The sequence below is a fragment of the Allobosea sp. RIT-PG3_2 genome (assembly GCF_057321085.1).
This window is the reverse complement of the sequence record NZ_JBXWCA010000001.1, coordinates 132227-149353: the sequence shown is the minus strand read 5'-3', so window position 1 is coordinate 149353 and position 17127 is coordinate 132227. Positions and strand designations below refer to the sequence as shown.

Below are 17127 nucleotides of genomic sequence, written 5' to 3'. Positions count from 1 at the left end.
GAAGCGGGCCTATCCGAAGCCTAGCCTCTCGCCACGATCCCCGCATTGATCGAGGTGAGGCGGATGCTCGCTCCCGCGGAAAAGACAGCCAACCTGATCGACCCGGTCGCTCTGCGCCGCGCGTTCGGAACTTTCGTCACCGGCGTCACCGTCATTACGACGCGCGATGCCGACGGCATGCCGCGCGGCATGACCGCGAATTCCTTCACCTCGGTCTCGCTCGACCCGCCGCTGCTGCTCGTCTGCGTCGGCAAGGGTGCCCACAGCTACGGCGCCTTCAACAGCTCGGACTCCTTCGCCGTCAACCTGCTGCACGAGGCGCAGACGGACGTCTCCAACCTCTTCGCCTCCAAGGCGGCGAACAAGTTCGACACCGTCAGCCATGACCGCGTGCATACTGGCGCGCCGATCCTGACCGATTGTCTGACCTGGTTCGATTGCACGATGCACAGCCGCGTCGATGCCGGCGACCATGTCGTGCTGATCGGCGAGGTGCAGGCTTTCGGCACCAGCCCCACGGCGCCGCTCGGCTTCTGCCGCGGCCGATACGCCAATGTGAAGGATCCGCTGCCGCCGGGCTGGCTCGAATCGCAAGGCATGATCGTCGGTTACCTGATCGAATCCGACGGACATCTGCTGCTGCGTTCGGACGGGAAGGGCGGCTGGGGGCTGCCGAGCGCGAAGCGCCGTATCGCCGACAACGAATTGAAGCTCGACGGCGGCGACGCGCTGACGCTCGTGCCCGACGATACCTTCCTCTACTCCGTCTTCGACGTCAGCGATGGCGATCCCGGCTATCTGATCTATCGCGCCAGGCTCGCGCAGGATTCCGCCTCGGTCGCGCTGTCGCCCGGGCTCAAGTTCTTCCCGATCGACCAGCTTCCCTACGACGCGATCCCGACCCGCGAGATCAGCTCGATGCTGCGCCGCTATGCCCGGGAGAGCGCCAGCAAGCGCTTCGGAATCTACATGGATTCCAACGATGGCGGCCGCCTCGCCATGGTCGGCGAGGCGCAGCCCTGGGCCACCCTTCCGCAATCCTGAGCCGGCAGAGCGAGCATGAAGACCACTGTCCAATCCCTCGAAGGTTCGCGCCAGGGCCTGTTCATCGACGGCGCCTTCGTCGCGCCGAAGAGCGGCATCTACGTGCCGTCCTTCGATCCGACGACGGCCGAACCCTGGTACGAATTCGCCCAGGGCGATGCCGCCGATGTCGATGCCGCCGTTCGCTCGGCCCGTGCGGCCTTCGTCAACCCGGCCTGGCGCCGCATGACGCAGACGGAGCGCGGCAAGCTGGTGCGCCGCCTCGGCGAGCTCGTGCTCGAGAACGCCGACGAACTGGCGATGATCGAATGCCGCGACAACGGCAAGCTGCTCAAGGAGATGCGCGCCCAGATGCGGGCGATCCCGGACTCCTATCTCTACTTCGCCGGGATGGCCGACAAGCTTCAGGGCGACACGATCCCGGTCAACAAGCTCGACTCGCTGAACTTCAACCTGCGCGAGCCGCTCGGCGTGATCGGCATGATCATCCCGTGGAACTCGCCGCTGATGATGCTGACCGGCACGCTCGCGCCCTGCCTCGCCATCGGCAACACCATCGTGGTGAAGCCCTCCGAGCACGCCACCGCATCTAGCCTCGCGCTGGCGGAACTCGCGATCGCGGCCGGCATTCCGCCTGGTGTCGTCAACGTCGTCACCGGCGACGGTGCCGTCACCGGCGAGGCGCTGACGCGCCATCCCGGCGTCGCCAAATACGTCTTCACCGGCTCGACCTTCACCGGCCGCAAGATCGCCGGCAACGCCGCGCAGAACCTCGTGCCCTGCCAGATGGAGCTGGGCGGCAAGTCCCCCCATGTCATCTTCTCCGATGTCGATATCGACCGCGCCGTCAACGGCGTCGTCTCCGGCGTCTTCGCGGCGGCCGGCCAGACCTGCGTCGCCGGCTCGCGCTGCTTCGTCGAGCAGCCGATCTACGATCGCTTCGTCGAGGCGCTGGTCGACCGCACGCGCCGCATCAAGGTCGGCCATCCGCAGACCGAGGACACCGATATCGGCCCGGTCGCGCTGGCTTCCCAGCTCGCGAAGGTCGAGGACTATGTCGGCTCCGGCGTGCGCGAAGGCGCCAAGGTCGCGGTCGGCGGCCGCAAGCCGCAGGACGGCGAGCTGGCGCGCGGCTGGTATTTCGAGCCCACGGTGATGACCGAGGCCAGCAACGACATGCGCTTCATGCGCGAGGAGATCTTCGGACCGGTCGTCGGCGTCGTGCCGTTCAAGACCGAGGAGGAGATGATCCAGCTCGCCAACGACACGGAATACGGTCTGGCTTCCGGCATCTGGACCAGGGACATCGACCGGGCCATGCGCTTCGCCCGCAACATCGATGCCGGCACCGTCTGGATCAACACCTACCGCTCCGCCGCCTACATGTCCGCCAATGGCGGGATGAAGAACAGCGGCTATGGCCGCCGTGGCGGCTTCGAGGTCATGCGCGAGTTCTCGCGCCTGAAGAACGTTCTCATCGACTATTCGGGCGCCATGCAGGACCCGTTCGTGATCCGCCTGCGCTGAGCCAGAACGGAGAAAAAGCAATGAAATTCGCCGTTTCCATCAGTATGGAGCGCTTCTCGCCGGGCGAGTCCGTGCAGGACGCCCTCAGGAACTTCCGCGCCCTGGCGAAGATCGCCGACGAGGGCGGTTTCGAGACGCTCTGGACCGCTGAGCACCACACCATCGAGTGCACGATCTCGCCGAACCCCTTCCAGACGCTGACCTGGCTTGCCCAGCATACCGACCGCATCCGGTTGGGCACCGCGACGCTGGTCGCGCCCTACTGGTCGCCGATCCGGCTCGCCGGCGAGGCCGCGCTCTGCGACCATCTCACTGGCGGACGCCTCGAATTCGGCATCGCGCGCGGCGCCTATCAGTACGAGTTCGACCGCATGGCCGGCGGCATCCCGCAGCAGCAGGGCGTCGCCTACATGCAGGAGCTGGTGCCGGCCGTGCAGAAGCTCTGGGCCGGCGACTACGCACATGACGGCCACTACTGGAAGTTCCCGCTCGCGACATCGGTGCCCAAGCCCCTGCAGCAGCCGCACCCGGCGATCTGGGTCGCGGCGCGCGATCCCGGCACCTTCGACTGGGCGGTCGGCATCGGCGCCAACATCCTCTCGACCCCGCTTTCGGCGCCGCCTGCCGAGGTCGGCGTGCTCGGCGAGAAATTCCGCAAGGCCGTCGCCGACCATCCCGAGCGCCCGCGTCCGCGCCTGATGATGCAGCGGCGCACCTGCGTCTACGACCGCAAGGAGGACTGGGAGCTCGCGGTGCGGCACTCGGTCGATTACGGCGGCTATTTCGAGAACCTGATGCAGAACAGCGGCACGGTGACGAACGGCTTCCCCGAGGCCATTCCCTTCGAGACCATCGCCAACCGCGACAACTACAATCCCCAGGCGGTGCGCGACAATCTGATGTTCGGCACACCGGACGAGGTGATCAGGAAGCTGCAGGTCTACGAGGATGCCGGCGTCGACCAGTATACGCTCGGCCTCTCCTTCAACTTGCCCTTCGAGCTGCAGGTGAAGACGCTGCGCCTCTTCATTGACGAGGTGATGCCGCATTTCGCCGCCCGCGAGCGGGACAGCGCCAAGGCGCCACGCCTGGCTGCTGTGGGGCACTGAGCCATGGCCGGAGGCTCGACCGCTCGGCGTTTCGAGGCTGCGGAAGGGGCGCAGAGCCTGACCGTCGGCGGCGTGACGCTCAACTATCGCGTGGTGGGGCAGGGCGAGCCGCTCATCTGCATCCATGGCGTCGGCTCTTATCTGGAGGCCTGGGAAGGCGTTGCCGAGCGCCTCTCCGACCGCTTCCGCATCCTGACTTTCGACCTGCGCGGCCATGGCCGGTCGAGCAAGGTGCGCGGGCGCTACGAGATCGACGATTTCGTCGGCGACGTGCTGGCGCTCGCCGACCATGCCGGCTTCGACAGCTTCAACCTCGCCGGCTTCTCGCTCGGCGGGCTGATCGCGCAGCGCCTCGCGCTGACGCATCAGCAGTGCATTCGCCGGCTTGTGCTGCTCGCGACGGTGGCCGGGCGGACGGAGGAGGAGCGCGAGCGGGTCGAGGCGCGGCTCGCGGCCCTGCAGGCCGGCGATCGCGGGTCGCATTACGACGCCTCGCTCTCGCGCTGGCTGACCGAAGGCTTCCAGGCAGAGAACCCGGAGCTCATCACGAAGCTGCGCCAGCGCAACGCGGAGAACGACCCGGAGTGCTATGCTGCGGCCTATCGCGTGCTGGCGCAGACGGATTTCGGCGGGCTGCTCGACCAGATCCGCGTCCCGGTTCTTATCGCGACCGGCGAGGAGGATGCCGGCTCCAATCCGCGCATGGCGCTCTACATGCACGAGCGCATCACCGGCTCGAAGCTGCATATCCTGCCGGGCCTGCGTCACTCGATCCTGACCGAGGCGCCCGCGCAGGTCGCCGGGCTGATGCGCGATTTCCTCGGCGACGGCAGGGAGGAACAGCAAGCATGATCGTCGAGGAACGCATCTACCGCATCCGCAACGGACGCATGGGCCGCTATCTGCAGCTCGTGCGCGAGGAGGGGCTGGCGATCCAGCAGCCGATCCTCGGCCAGCTGGTCGGCTACTTCACGACCGAGATCGGGGCACTCAGCCATGTGACCCATCTCTGGGCCTATGCCGATTTCGAGGACAGGACACGCCGCCGCCAGCAGCTCGCGGATGATCCGCGCTGGCAGGCCTTCCTGCTCAAGCTTTCGGAGAACATCGAGCAGGCCGAGAACCGGATCCTGCTGCCCACGGATTTTTCGCCGCTGCGCTAGCGGCGGCGGCGCACATCTTCCTCCGGGGGGACGAGGGAGGGTTTCGATCCTCCATCGGATCGGAGGAAGACGCGTCATCTCGGCCGGCACTTAATCGGTGTCGGCAGGCAGGTCGAGCAAGCCCGGTTCAATCGGGCGCCGAGAAGAGGGGTCGGGACATGACCGAGCGACTGCAGATCCAGAATCTGTACAAAATATTTTCCAATACGCCTGCGCCCGCGCTGGAAATGCTGGCGAAGGGCGGCAACAAGAACGAGGTCTTCGAGAAGCTCGGCGCGGTGGTCGGGCTCAACGACGTCTCGCTGAGCGTCCCGCAGGGCGCCATGTACATGGTCATGGGCCTGTCGGGTTCCGGCAAGTCGACACTGGCCCGCTGCATCAACCGGCTGAACGAGCCGAGCGCCGGCAAGATCCTGCTCGATGGGCGCGACATCGTCCCGCTCGGGGAGGAGGATTTGCGAGAGGTGCGTCGCACGCGCATCTCGATGGTCTTCCAGCATTTCGCGCTGCTGCCCAACAAGCGCGTCATCGAGAATGTCGAGTTCGGCCTGAAGCTGCGCGGCATCGCCCCGGCCGAGCGCCGTCGCCGTGCCGAAGAGGTGCTGACCGTCGTCGGCCTCGGCCGCTGGGGATACCATTACCCGCACGAGCTTTCGGGCGGCATGCGCCAGCGCGTCGGCCTCGCCCGCGCGCTCGCGACCGACGCCGACATCCTGATCATGGACGAGGCCTTCAGCGCGCTCGACCCGCTGATCCGCACCGAGATGCAGGACGAGTTGCTGCGCCTGCAGCGCACGCTGAACAAGACGATCCTGTTCATCACCCACGACTTCCAGGAGGCGCTGAAGCTCGGCACCCGCATCGCCATCATGTCCGAGGGCGAGTTGGTCCGCGAAGGCACGCCGCAGTCGATCGTGCTGGAGCCGGGCAGCGACTATGTCGCCGCCTTCACCCGCGAGATCGACCGGGCCCGCCTGTTCGACGCGCGCTCGGTGATGCGGCCGGCCGAGCCGATCCTGCAGTCCGAGCGCGGCACGCTCGTCGGCGAGACGGGTGGTTTCGGATTCGTGCTGGACCGCGACGGCAAGGTGCTCGGGGCGCTCGATGCCGAGGCCTGTGGCCGTGCCCGCGCCAGCGGAGAAATCGCTGTGCCGAGCGGCGACTATGTCAGCGTCCGGCCCGGCGCGAAGCTCCTGGAGGTCGCGCGCAGCTATCGCGACGGCCAACCGATCGCGGTCGTCGACGAGCAGGGCAAGTTCATGGGCTCGCTCGGGGCCGACGACATCCTGGCCCGCATCTCCTCCACCACTCCCAAGACCGTTCCCGCTGGAGAGCGCCATGTTTAAGGCCGACGATCTTGCCGTCTTCCCGATCGACGCCTGGATCCAGCAGGGCGTCAGCTGGGTCGCGCTCAACCTGCGGCCGATCTTCCTGGCCATCAAATGGCCGGTCGAGAGCCTGCTCAGCCTGAACGACTGGGTTCTCCACGCCATTCCGTTCCCGCTTTTCGTGGTCGGCTTCTTCCTGCTGGCCTGGCGGCTCTCGACAGTGGGCATCGCCGTGTTCAGCGCCGTCTCGCTGATCGTCATCGCCATGCTCGGCGTCTGGAACGAGGCGATGACGACGCTGTCGCTGATCTCGACCGCGATCGTGTTCTGCGCGGTGATCGGCATCCCGATGGGCATCTGGTGCGCGCGCAGCGACCGGGTCTGGAACGTGGTGCGCCCGATCCTCGACATCATGCAGACGACGCCGAGCTTCGTTTATCTCGTTCCCGTCGTGATGCTGTTCGGCGTCGGCACGGTGCCGGGCGAAGTCGCGGTCGTCACGGCCGCCGCGCCGCCGCTGATCCGCTTCACCAATCTCGGCATCCGCATGGTCGAGCACGAGATCGTCGAGGCCGGCCTCGCCTTCGGTGCCGACAAGCGCCAGCTCCTCTTCGAGATCCAGCTGCCGCTCGCGATCCCGACCATCCTCGGCGGCCTGAACCAGACGGTCCTGACGGCGATGGTCCTGTCGGTGGTCGTCGCGATGATCGGCGCCGAGGGCCTTGGCCTGGTCGTGCTCCAGGGTCTCGGCCGCCTCGATGTCGGCCGCGCCGCGGTCGGCGGCATCGCCATCGTCCTGCTCGCCATGGTGCTCGACCGGATCACGCAGAAGCTCGCCGCGCCGAAGGCAGGCGGCAGGTCCGCCCCGCGCGCCTCGCTGCTCGGCACGGTGGCGCGCCTGTTCAAGGGCGGGCGGCCCGATGATGCCGGCGCGGTGGCCGCATCGGCCAAACAGGCTGTCTGACGCATCGCCAGATGCGCCGGCAAACCGGGCCGGAGTGCGGTTGCACCCGGCCTGGAAGGCCCGCCGCGAGGCGGGAAGGGGAATAACAAAAAGCAGCGCAAGGCAGGCCGGCACGAAGTGCCGGGCAACGAGGAGAACGAGATGATGACCATCAACAGGCTTAAGGTTCTGACGGCGGCAGCCGCAGTAGGCGTGCTCGCCTTTGCTGCGGCCCCGTCGCAAGCGCAGGAGCTGCCGGGCAAGGGCAAGACGATCCGCTACGCCCAGAGTGACAGCCTCGGCGCGAACTATGTCACCGCCCAGATCGTGATGAAGGCGCTGAAGGAGCTCGGCTACGACATCAAGCTCAGCACCGTGAACACGACGCTGTTCTTCCAGGCCGCGGCGCAGGGCGACCTCGACCTCGCGACCGATGTGAACTTTCCGCAGCGCGAGCCGGGTTTCCGGGCGGTCGAGAAGGATGCGGAGATCGTCGGCGGTGGCCTGATCGTCGGCGGCGGCATTAACGGCTATCTGATCGACAAGAAGACGGCCGACGCCAACAACATCACCTCGCTGGTCCAGATGAAGGACCCGAAGATCGCGGCCCTGTTCGGCAAGGACGGCAAGGCCGATCTCATCAATTGCGACCCCGGCTGGAGCTGCGGCGACGTCGTCGATTTCCAGCTCGACAAGTTCGGCCTGAAGGACAATGTGAAGTCCATCCGCGGCAAGTACGAGGCGCTGATGGTCGAGGCCGTGGCGCGGGTGAAGCGCGGCGAGCCGGCCTTCTTCTACGCCTGGAGCCCGTCCTGGGTGAACAACGCGCTCGTCCCGGGCAAGGACGTCGTCTGGCTGCCGACGCCGGAGGACGCGCTGCCGGCTTCCGTCCCGAACAAGGGCTCGGCGCTGGTCAAGGGCGTCAAGGGCTGCGCCGGCGGCGCCGATCCCTGCCGCATGGCCATGGCTTCCTGGAACTGGGGCTCGGTCGCGAACAAGAAGTTCATTGCCGCCAACCCGGCCGTCAAGGCGCTCATCGAGAACATGAAGTTCCCTCTCGAGGAGTGGTCGTACTGGGAGTTCAACATCAACAAGAACGGCGGCAACAACGCCCTGATCACCAAGATGGCCGACGAATGGATCGGCGCGCGCAAGACGCAGTTCGACAGCTGGGTCGCGGCCGGGCGCGCGGCGAAGTAAGCCGGAACTCCAGTCTGAGCTTTCACGGGCGAGGTCGGTCTCCGGCCTCGCCCTTTTCTTTGTTTCCGGGCGGCTGGGTGCCGCCCGTGGCCGGCAGCATTCGCTGCGGCGAGCCCGCCCGCATACAGCCAAAGATGCCGGATGGCGCGCAGGCTCGGCAGTCCTGGTCGGCATGGCCTCCTAATCTCCCGGACCATCGAAGGACGTGTTCAGGAGAAGAGACCGATGCCGAGCGCTTCACGCACCAATGCCGAGCTTTTGACGGCGCGCGAACGCAACGTCCCGCGTGGCGTCGTCACCGCCCATCCCGTCGTCGCGGCGCGCGCCGAAGGCGCCTATCTCTGGGACGTCGAGGGGCGCCGCTATCTCGACTTCGTCGGTGGCATCGGCGTGCTGAATGTCGGCCATAACCACCCGCGGGTCGTCGCCGCGGTGACAGAGCAGCTCACGCGGGTGAGCCATACGGCATTCCAGGTCGCTGCCTACGAGCCCTACATCGCCTTGGCGGAGCGGCTGAACCGCCTCGTCGGCAAGGGCGAGCCCCACAAGACCATCCTGCTGACCTCGGGCGCCGAAGCGGTCGAGAACGCCATCAAGATCGCACGAGGCTACACCAACCGCCCCGGCGTCATCGCCTTTCGTGGCGGTTTCCATGGCCGCACCCTGCTCGGCGTCTCGCTGACGGGAATGAGCCAGCCCTACAAGCAGAATTTCGGCCCCTTTGCCGGCGAGATCCATCACGCGCCCTATCCGGACGCCTATCGCGGCGTAACGACCGCTGCCGCGCTGGCGGCGCTCGATGAACTCTTTGCTACCCAGATCGCGGCGGACCGCGTCGCAGCGATCATCATCGAGCCGGTGCAGGGCGACGGCGGCTTCCTGCCTGCTCCGCCGGCCTTCATGCAGGCACTGCGCGCGCTCACCGAACGCCATGGCATCGTCCTGATCGCCGACGAGATCCAGACCGGCTTCGGCCGAACGGGAAAACTCTTCGGCTTCGAGCATTCCGGCATTCAGCCCGACCTGGTGACGGTGGCGAAAAGCCTCGCTGGCGGCCTGCCGCTCTCCGGCGTCGTCGGCAAGGCCGCGATCATGGACGCGCCGCTGCCGGGCGGGCTCGGCGGTACCTATGGCGGGAATGCGCTTGCGTGCGCGGCTGCTCACGGCGTTCTCGACGCCTTCGAGCAGGATGGATTGCTCGCCCGCGCCGAGGCGCTCGGCAACCAGCTTGGCGCCGGGCTCGAGCGGCTCGCCGCGGCACACCCGGCGATCGGCACCGTGCGCGGTGTCGGATTCATGCGGGCCATCGAGTTCGTCACCGACCAGGCCAGCAAGACGCCGGACGCAGACACCGCCCAGAAGGTCATCGACGAAGCACGCGAGGGCGGGCTGCTGGTGATCAAATGCGGCGTTCACCGCAACATCGTTCGCTTCCTGGCGCCGCTGGTGCTCAGCGACGCCGACCTCGCCTCGGCGCTGGACACGTTGGCGGTCGCATTGAAGAAAGTATGCTGATCTCGGTTGGGCAGAGCCTGTTCATTACCGGCAACTGAGGGAATGCTGCATCAAGGATCTCAGGCGCATTCAGATCATGATCCGCGGCACTGAAAGGGGCGGGCCGAGCGAGGCCCGCCTCGATCAGCGATGCCGCCGCGGCGCACGCCGCCGCCGGTGACGTTGGCGCGGCTGATGCTGACGCTGGCGGTTGTAGTGCACTTGCGGCCGCTGGCTGAAGGCGACGTCGGCCTCGTCCAGCGCGCGTGCCGTCTCCTTGGCGAGCGGGCGGTCATCACCCGGTAGAACGGTCGCTCCGATGGCGATGCCGCTCGGCGCGAGGCCAATTCCACCTAAAAGTCCGAACAGGAAAGACCGCCTGGTCGTCATGCTGTTGCGCTCCCTCATCGTGCGAAGACGCACGGTACCCTGTCAGCTCGGCTAGGAAGCCAGCGAATTCCTGTAGAGCTTGCCGTCCTTCATGATGACGGCAAGGTTCCTGTCGGGCTGCTCGATCAGTCTGAGATCATCGAGCAGGTTTCCGTTCACGACGAGGATGTCCGCCAGCGCTCCAGCCTCGATGACGCCGAGCTTGCCGGGGTAGGGGTTGCGCGGTCCGGACAAGGCCAGGAGCTCGGCATTGCCCGCGGTCGCCATGCGCAGCGCCTCGGCGTTGCTGTACCATTGGCCGAGATGGGTGAGCATCACGCTCTGGCGCGGCGTCAAAGCGGGCGAGAACAGCAGGTCCGATCCCCAGGCCGTCTTGATGCCGTGCTTTCGGACGAGCGCGTAGGCCCGCGGCGTGTTGCCGAAGACCTCCAGCATCCTCTCGCGGCTCGGCCCCGTCAGCGGCACCGCATCCGCCTCGCTCAGGAAGGGCTGGATGCTGAGCCAGATGCCCTTCTGGGCCATCAGCCCGGCCGTTTCCTCATCCATCAGATGGGCGTGCTCGATGCAGGTCGCCCCCGCCGCGATGGCGCGCTGGACCGTATGCGGCGCATAGGCATGGACGGTGACATAGGTGTTCCAGTCGCGGGCGATAGCGACGGCGGCCCTGAGATCGCTCTCGCTGAAGGTCGTCATGTCGAGCGGGCTGCGCGGCGAGGAGACGCCGCCGCCGCCGACGATCTTGATCTGTGAGGCGCCCTGCACCAGCTGCTCGCGGATCCGCATGCTGAGATCGCCGAGGCTGTCGGCGATCGCCGCGCCGCCGATGGTCTCGATCAGGCTGAGGCGCCCGGAATCGCGCGGAATGTCGCTCGGCATGCGCAGATCGGCATGCCCCCCGGTCGTCGTGATCATCGCGCCGGAGGGGAAGATGCGCGGCCCCGGGATGATGCCCGTATCGATCGCCTGCTTGAAGGCGAAGACCGGGCCGCCGAGATCGCGCACGGTGGTGAAGCCGCGGAGCAGCGTGCGGTTGGCTTCGGCGGTCGAGGCCGTGAAGATCGAGCCGGGCTCGCCGGACATCAGCATCGGCGCCGGCACCGCCGCGAACAGCGTGTGCCAATGGGCATCGATCAGGCCCGGCATCAGCATGCGGCCGCCGCAATCGATCACCGTCCATTCCGGCTTCGGCGGAGCGTTGCTGGTATCGACCGCGGCGATGCGATTGCCTTCGACCAGGATCTGGACATTCGTCCGCAAGCTGTTCGACTTGCCGTCGAACAGGCTGGCCTGCCGGAACAGGATTCTGGCAGGCGGAGCGGTGCCCTGAGCCAAACTGGGCGCTGCCGCCGCACCGGCGAGCAGGGCCGCGCCCGAGAGCAGGCCGCGGCGCGTGAATGCATCCAGACGACGAGACGCCTGGACGAGCATGGGATTGGAGCAGCCGCAGGCCGCGTTATGGATCAGATGCTGATATTTGCTGCCTACGCGGATCATGGCTCCCTCCGATCGGCTGACGCTTTCCGCGGGGTGCTGGTGCAGCGCCTCGCGGCGCGCGCGTCATGAAGGATAGAATGAGCCGTCTACCGGCGAGCGCAATTGCCGGTGCCGCCTTCGAGCTGGCCGCACCGGGAATTGGACGCCGTCAGGGGCAGCGCGCCTCGAAGGTGCGGCCTTCGCGGTCGCGATAGATGCAGTTGTTGGGGGTGGTCGCACGCCCGATCACCGCGCCGGCAACGCCGCCGACGGCTGCGCCGATGGCCGCGCCGCGTCCACCGCCCGCGATGCCACCGATCACCGCTCCCGTACCAGCGCCGATGACGCCGCCGCCCAGCGTCCGCTGATCGGCCGAGTTGGCATTGCAGCCCGCAAGCGCCAAACCGACGGCGAGCACGGCAAATTTCCAGCGCATTTCGATTTCTCCTCGTGTTCAGGCTGACGCGCCAAATGAGTTCCGTATCGAACGGGACGCGCAAATGGGAGGATCGGATGAATGTCGATCTCCCCGCGCGCCGAGCGATGAACAATTCTGCTCCGGCTCAATATTAGCGCCTGACCTTGGCGCTGCATCGGCCGAGAATCCCAAACCCTAGACCCGTCGTCTCAAACCGACGGCGGGAGATCTTTCCAAAGGCAGGAGATTTTTCAGCTCCAACCCGAGAACAGGCCGATGGCGAAGTCGTCCCTCAGAAGCGCCAGATCAGCGGCACGATGAAGACCGCGACGACGAAGAACCAGATCAGGAGCGGCAGGCCGAGCTTCCAGTAGTCGCTGAAGACGTAACCGCCGGGGCCCATCACCATCAGGTTGGTCGGCGTCGCGATCGGCGTCAGGAAGGCGCCGGCGGCCGCGACGGCCGTGCTCATCAGCACGGGCCGGGGCGAGATGCCCATGGAGGCGGCGGCGGCAACGCCGATCGGAATGACGATCAGCGCCGTCGCGGTGTTGCTGATGAGCTGCCCCATGATCGCGGTCAGCACGAACAATCCGGCGAGAAGCGCCGTCGGCCCGGCATCGCCGACGAGTGCGACGAGCCGGTCGGCCAGCATCTTCGCCGCGCCCGTCTCGATCATCGCGGTCGAGAGCGGCATCATCGCGCCGACCAGGATCACGGTCGTCCAGCTGATCGCGCGGTAGGATTGTTCGACGGTCATGATGCCGCACAGGATGATCGCGCCGGCCGCAAGCAGCCCCGCCACGGCGGAGGGAACGATGCCCGTCGCGAGCAGCAGCACCATCCCGAACAGGATGATGATCGCCTGCTTGGCTCCCGGCCCCATCGGCACGGCCTGCCGCCGCACCAGTTCCGGCGAGCTGACGACGAGGACGTCGGGGTCGTCGAGATGGGTGTCGAGCGCCTTCCAGGTGCCTTGCAGCAGCATGGTGTCGCCAGCCTGCAGCACGACGCCCGCCGCCTTCGTCGCGCCAGTGCTGGGAGCTTCGCCCGCGCCGCGCTGGACCGCGAGGATGATCAGGTCGCCGCTTTCGGTGACCATGCCCGGAAACACGCTCTGGCCGATCAGGCCCGAGCGCGGCGGGATCACCACCTCGGCGAGGCCGGAGCGACGGTTGAACAAGGTCTCTTCGCTGTCACCTGCGCCTTCCTCGCGGAAGGCGAGATGCATCTGCGCCGCGAAATTGGCGGCAACTTCAGCATCGCCGCGCAGCAGCAGATGGTCGCCCTCGGCGATCGCCGTCCGGCGCAGCGGCCCGGCCGTGTCGCCATCCTGGATCGCCACGAGCTGAAGCCCGGGCCATTCGCCCAGATCGATCGCATTGGACGGCGTCCCGACATAGGGACAGGTCGCGCGGATGCGCAGCTGATGGATGCCGCTCGCCAGGCCGTACTGCTCCACCAGCGTCTTGGCGTGGCGGCTGAAATCGGCCGGCATCGTCGCGCCGTTGCGCTGGGGCAGCAGCTTCTCGCCGAACAGGACGATGATCGCCATGGTGCCGGCGAGCAAAGGAATGCCGGCCAGCGCGAACTCGAAGAAGCCGAAGCCGCCGACGCCGGCATCGAGCCCGGCTTCCGAGACCAGCACGTTCACCGGCGTTCCGGTCAAGGCGAGCATGGAGCCGGCATGGCCGGCGAAGACCAGCGGCATCAGCAATTGCGAGGAGTTGCGCTTGAGGCGGACCGCGATGACGACGACGACGGGCAGCAGTGCCGCGACAGCGCCGTTGAGGCTGATCAGCGCGACCAGAAGCGCCACGAGTCCCATCATCAGCACCAGGAGCCGCGTCCGGCTTTCCTCGCCCGCGCCCTTGATCAGGAGCTGGCCCGCCCACGCCGTGACACCCGTGACCTCGAGCCCCGAGCTGACGACGAAGAGCGAGGCGATGAAGATGACGGCGGGATCACCCAGGCCGCCGAGCGCCTGCGGCAAGGTGAGCACGCCGGTCGCCCAGAGGCCCAGAGCCGTGCCCATCGCGACGAGCACGACGGGCACCTTGTTCGTGATGAACAGAACGACGGCAATGGCGATGATGATGCCGGTATAGGCGATCGGGCTCACGCATCAGCTCCTTGTAGGTCCTGCTCGATCGCAGACCCGTTTGCAGGGTCTCAGTCTTCGAGCGTGGCCATCAGGATGCCGAGACGGCAGCCCTTCTCGTACTCGGTGAGATTTACGTATTCCTTGATCGTGTGGATCTCGGCCTGGCCGGCGCCGATGGTGATGGTCGGTACGCCGTGCTTGTCGAGCCAGTTGGCATCGAGGCCGCCATTGGAAAACAGATAGTTCGGCTCGATGCCGAGAAGCCCCAGCGCCTTGGCGGCGCGCTTCACCACCGGCGAATCCTTGGCCAGCTCGAAGGGCGGATAGGCCGGCTTGTGGGTGAAGGTCACCTTCGCCGTCTCGCCGCCATCGTCCTTGACCTCGGCCTGCGCCTTGGCGAAGGCGGCCTTGAAGGCCTCGGCGATTTTCGTGGCGAAGGCGGCCTCGGGGCTGCGCGCCTCGCCGCGGATATAGGCATAGTCGGTGACGACATTGGTCGCGTCGCCGGCAGCGGTCGTGCCGCCCTTGCCGCCGAAGATGCCGACATTGCTGGTGCCGCGGCCGTCAGGCTTGACGATCTTGCCGAACCAGCTCTCGCGGCGCGCTTCCGCGATGGCGATCGAACCGACGAGCGTCGCCGAGATGCCCTTTTCGGGAGCGACGCCGGCATGGGACGCCTTGCCGGTGATCTCGACCTCCCAGTTCTCCTGGCCGACCGCGCCGATCAGCAGTTCGGAAGCGAGCTGGCCGTCTACGTTGATGCACATGACCGCGCCGCCGAGATCCTTGGGATTCAGCTCGCGGGCGCCATGCAGGCCGCTTTCCTCGCGCACCGTGAACAGCAGCGTGATCGGCGGGTGGGGCAGCTTGTGCTTGATCAGCGTTTCCGCGAGCACGACGAGCAACGCGACGCCGGTGCGGGCATCGCCGCCCAGTGCCGTCGTGCCGTCGGAGACGATGCGGTCACCCTCGCGCTTCGGCTTGGCGCCGGCGCAGAGCGGCACGGTGTCGAGATGGGTCGAGAACAGCAGGCGCGGGCCGGCCTTCGTCCCGGGCAGGTCGACGATGAGATTGCCGGTCTCGGTCGGCAGCGGAATGCGCTTGTTGGCATCGTCGAAGCGGATGGCGGAGGCCGGAACGCCCACGGCCTTCAGCGCCTCGCTGACGGCGGCGCCGATATTGGCTTCCTTGCCGGTCACGCCTTCGACCGAAAGGAAGCGCATGAGATGCGCAATGGCGGCTTCGACGTCGAGAGGGATCGATGGTGTCGTCATGATCTGCATCCGGTCGGTTGAGAGTGGCGTCGGGAGGGATGAGCGCCTGAGCGATCACAGCCCCCAGGGCAGGCCGAGCATCTTCCAGACGGCGAAGAGTGCCGTCCACAGCACGAACATCCACACGACATAGGGCAGCATCAGCGAGACCACGGTGCCGACGCCGGCATTCCTGTCGTATTTCTGGATGAAGCCGACCACGAGGGCGAAATAGGCGTTGAGCGGAGTGATCGCGTTCATCGGGGAATCGCCGATGCGATAGGCCGCGAGCACGGCTTCCGGCTCGACGCCGAGCTTCATCAGCAGCGGCACGAAAACGGGGGCGAAGATCGCCCATTTCGCGATGGCGCCGGTCAGCAGCAGGTCGATGAGCGCGACCACCACGATGAAGCCGATCAGCAATGGCAGCGCGCCGATATTGGCGGCCTGCAGCACGCCCGAAAGGCTCAGTGCCATGACCGTACCGATATTGGTATAGGTGAAGTAGGCGACGAACTGGCTCAGCACGAAGAACAGGAAGATCGTGCCGCCCATGCTTTTGATCGATTTCTCGATCGCCGCGATGACCTCCGCCAGCGTCTTCAGCGTGCCGGCACCGATGCCATAGGTCCAGCCGGTGACGAGGAACATCAGCATGATCAGCGCGATCAGCCCGTTCATGAAGGGCGAATTGCCGATCAGCTCGCCGGTCGTCGGATTGCGCAGGGGTGCGCCCGAGGGCAGCGTCAGAAGGCAGAACACCGCGATCAGCGCCAGCAGACCGAACCCGGCGAAGCGAAGACCGCGCGTCTCCGCCTCGGACAGCACGGCGCCTTGCTCGGTGACCGTTCCCTCGGCCGCCAGCTTGGGATCGTAGGGGCCCAGGCGCGGCGCGATCATCTTGTCGGTGATGAACGCGACGATGACGGTCAGGAACAACACCGAGGCGATCGAGAACCAGAGATTGGAGGCGAGGCCGATCGTGCGGTTGGGGTCGACGAGGCGCGCCGCGTCGTTGGTGAACTCGACCAGAACGGCATCGAGCGGCTTGATCAGCATGTTGACGGTGAAGGCACCGGCGACCGCCGCGAAGCCCAAGGCCAAGCCTGCAACCGGATGGCGCCCGACGGCGAGATAGGCGATGCCGGCGAGCGGGATCAGGACGAGGTAGCCCGCATCGGCCGCGATGCTGGCGATGATGCCGACGAAGGCGAGGATGTAGGTCAGCGCCCAGTGCGGCGAGACGATCACCAGCTTGCGGATCAGCGCGGTGACGAGCCCGGATTCCTCAGCGACGCCGGCGCCGATCATCGCGACGATCATGAGCCCCACGGCCGTGAAGCTCATGAAGTTGGGGATCAGCGACGAATACATGAAGCGGATGCCGTCGATGGTCAGAAGGCTCCTGATCGCCGTGCTCGCCGTCTCGATCTTGTGCGTGTCTGGGTTGATCCGCTCGAAGGTGACGGCCGCGCCGAAGAGGCCCAGCACCGCGGACAGGGCGATGACGATGCCGATCAGGATGAGGAAGATGACGACGGGGTGGGGAACCATGTTCCCGACCTTCTCGACGGTGTCGAGGAACCTTTGCATGACCGTCTTCGGCGCAGCGGTGGCAGTCGTCATCGCATATCCCCCTTGAGCCAAAGCCTGCGACGCCAGATTCAGCGATATGCGCACG

The 17127-nt window shown here is 66.6% G+C and carries 15 protein-coding genes; 9 read left to right on the top strand and 6 right to left on the bottom strand.

Annotated elements, in window-relative coordinates; genetic code table 11:
- Window positions 1–63 precede the first annotated feature (63 nt).
- The 9 genes from AC2FAN_RS00685 (at window position 64) to gabT (ending at window position 9829) form a co-directional block, all read left to right on the top strand.
- Window positions 64–1044, top strand: coding sequence for a flavin reductase (locus tag AC2FAN_RS00685; protein WP_485172349.1), 981 nt, complete (start codon window positions 64–66; stop codon window positions 1042–1044).
- A gap of 15 nt (window positions 1045–1059) precedes the next feature.
- Complete coding sequence (locus AC2FAN_RS00680) at window positions 1060–2571, top strand: aldehyde dehydrogenase (RefSeq protein WP_476806677.1); 1512 nt, start codon at window positions 1060–1062, stop codon at window positions 2569–2571.
- A 20-nt stretch (window positions 2572–2591) separates the two neighbouring features.
- Window positions 2592–3680 (top strand): LLM class flavin-dependent oxidoreductase, encoded by a 1089-nt coding sequence (locus AC2FAN_RS00675; protein ID WP_265053328.1) that lies wholly within the window; start codon window positions 2592–2594, stop codon window positions 3678–3680.
- A gap of 3 nt (window positions 3681–3683) precedes the next feature.
- On the top strand, window positions 3684–4532 hold the full coding sequence (locus AC2FAN_RS00670) for an alpha/beta fold hydrolase (RefSeq protein ID WP_485172348.1): 849 nt from the start codon (window positions 3684–3686) through the stop codon (window positions 4530–4532).
- A complete protein-coding gene (locus tag AC2FAN_RS00665) occupies window positions 4529–4843 on the top strand; it encodes an NIPSNAP family protein (RefSeq protein ID WP_485172347.1) in 315 nt (104 codons plus the stop codon). The genes AC2FAN_RS00670 and AC2FAN_RS00665 overlap by 4 nt, the downstream gene beginning before the upstream one ends.
- Window positions 4844–5001: 158 nt before the next feature.
- Window positions 5002–6189 (top strand): quaternary amine ABC transporter ATP-binding protein, encoded by a 1188-nt coding sequence (locus tag AC2FAN_RS00660; protein WP_265053331.1) that lies wholly within the window; start codon window positions 5002–5004, stop codon window positions 6187–6189.
- A complete protein-coding gene (locus AC2FAN_RS00655) occupies window positions 6182–7135 on the top strand; it encodes an ABC transporter permease (RefSeq protein WP_485172346.1) in 954 nt (317 codons plus the stop codon). Before AC2FAN_RS00660 ends, AC2FAN_RS00655 begins: the two co-directional genes overlap by 8 nt.
- Window positions 7136–7276: 141 nt before the next feature.
- Window positions 7277–8314: a glycine betaine/L-proline ABC transporter substrate-binding protein ProX gene (proX, locus tag AC2FAN_RS00650; RefSeq protein WP_265053333.1), complete on the top strand. Its 1038-nt coding sequence runs from the start codon at window positions 7277–7279 to the stop codon at window positions 8312–8314.
- Window positions 8315–8539: 225 nt separating this feature from the next.
- Entirely contained in the window at window positions 8540–9829 is a 1290-nt protein-coding gene (gabT, locus tag AC2FAN_RS00645; protein ID WP_485172345.1) for a 4-aminobutyrate--2-oxoglutarate transaminase, read from the top strand.
- A gap of 123 nt (window positions 9830–9952) precedes the next feature.
- Here gabT and AC2FAN_RS00640 read toward each other — a convergent pair whose 3' ends face one another.
- From AC2FAN_RS00640 to AC2FAN_RS00615, 6 genes are all read right to left on the bottom strand, one after another.
- Window positions 9953–10198 carry a hypothetical protein gene (locus AC2FAN_RS00640; protein ID WP_485172344.1) on the bottom strand — a complete coding sequence of 82 codons (246 nt, stop codon included), beginning with the start codon at window positions 10196–10198 and terminating at the stop codon, window positions 9953–9955.
- Window positions 10199–10249: 51 nt separating this feature from the next.
- A complete protein-coding gene (locus tag AC2FAN_RS00635; RefSeq protein WP_485172343.1) occupies window positions 10250–11692 on the bottom strand; it encodes a metal-dependent hydrolase family protein in 1443 nt (480 codons plus the stop codon).
- Between the two features lie 148 nt (window positions 11693–11840).
- Window positions 11841–12107 (bottom strand): YMGG-like glycine zipper-containing protein, encoded by a 267-nt coding sequence (locus AC2FAN_RS00630; protein ID WP_265053337.1) that lies wholly within the window; start codon window positions 12105–12107, stop codon window positions 11841–11843.
- Window positions 12108–12381: 274 nt separating this feature from the next.
- Window positions 12382–14211, bottom strand: a complete 1830-nt coding sequence (locus AC2FAN_RS00625; RefSeq protein WP_485172342.1) for an SLC13 family permease — start codon at window positions 14209–14211, stop codon at window positions 12382–12384.
- A 50-nt stretch (window positions 14212–14261) separates the two neighbouring features.
- Window positions 14262–15467, bottom strand: coding sequence for a M20/M25/M40 family metallo-hydrolase (locus AC2FAN_RS00620; RefSeq protein WP_485172341.1), 1206 nt, complete (start codon window positions 15465–15467; stop codon window positions 14262–14264).
- Between the two features lie 54 nt (window positions 15468–15521).
- Window positions 15522–17072 (bottom strand): AbgT family transporter, encoded by a 1551-nt coding sequence (locus AC2FAN_RS00615; protein ID WP_476806688.1) that lies wholly within the window; start codon window positions 17070–17072, stop codon window positions 15522–15524.
- Window positions 17073–17127: the final 55 nt, after the last annotated feature.

What these genes read in the sequence shown, in the direction of transcription:
- proX (WP_265053333.1), top strand. Translation starts at nt 7,277, where the DNA reads ATGATGACCATCAACAGGCTTAAGGTTCTGACGGCGGCAGCCGCAGTA.
- AC2FAN_RS00660 (WP_265053331.1), top strand. Translation starts at nt 5,002, where the DNA reads ATGACCGAGCGACTGCAGATCCAGAATCTGTACAAAATATTTTCCAAT.
- AC2FAN_RS00640 (WP_485172344.1), bottom strand. Translation starts at nt 10,198, where the DNA reads ATGACGACCAGGCGGTCTTTCCTGTTCGGACTTTTAGGTGGAATTGGC.
- AC2FAN_RS00680 (WP_476806677.1), top strand. Translation starts at nt 1,060, where the DNA reads ATGAAGACCACTGTCCAATCCCTCGAAGGTTCGCGCCAGGGCCTGTTC.
- AC2FAN_RS00675 (WP_265053328.1), top strand. Translation starts at nt 2,592, where the DNA reads ATGAAATTCGCCGTTTCCATCAGTATGGAGCGCTTCTCGCCGGGCGAG.
- AC2FAN_RS00670 (WP_485172348.1), top strand. Translation starts at nt 3,684, where the DNA reads ATGGCCGGAGGCTCGACCGCTCGGCGTTTCGAGGCTGCGGAAGGGGCG.
- AC2FAN_RS00685 (WP_485172349.1), top strand. Translation starts at nt 64, where the DNA reads ATGCTCGCTCCCGCGGAAAAGACAGCCAACCTGATCGACCCGGTCGCT.
- gabT (WP_485172345.1), top strand. Translation starts at nt 8,540, where the DNA reads ATGCCGAGCGCTTCACGCACCAATGCCGAGCTTTTGACGGCGCGCGAA.
- AC2FAN_RS00635 (WP_485172343.1), bottom strand. Translation starts at nt 11,692, where the DNA reads ATGATCCGCGTAGGCAGCAAATATCAGCATCTGATCCATAACGCGGCC.
- AC2FAN_RS00615 (WP_476806688.1), bottom strand. Translation starts at nt 17,072, where the DNA reads ATGACGACTGCCACCGCTGCGCCGAAGACGGTCATGCAAAGGTTCCTC.
- AC2FAN_RS00665 (WP_485172347.1), top strand. Translation starts at nt 4,529, where the DNA reads ATGATCGTCGAGGAACGCATCTACCGCATCCGCAACGGACGCATGGGC.
- AC2FAN_RS00620 (WP_485172341.1), bottom strand. Translation starts at nt 15,467, where the DNA reads ATGACGACACCATCGATCCCTCTCGACGTCGAAGCCGCCATTGCGCAT.
- AC2FAN_RS00630 (WP_265053337.1), bottom strand. Translation starts at nt 12,107, where the DNA reads ATGCGCTGGAAATTTGCCGTGCTCGCCGTCGGTTTGGCGCTTGCGGGC.
- AC2FAN_RS00655 (WP_485172346.1), top strand. Translation starts at nt 6,182, where the DNA reads ATGTTTAAGGCCGACGATCTTGCCGTCTTCCCGATCGACGCCTGGATC.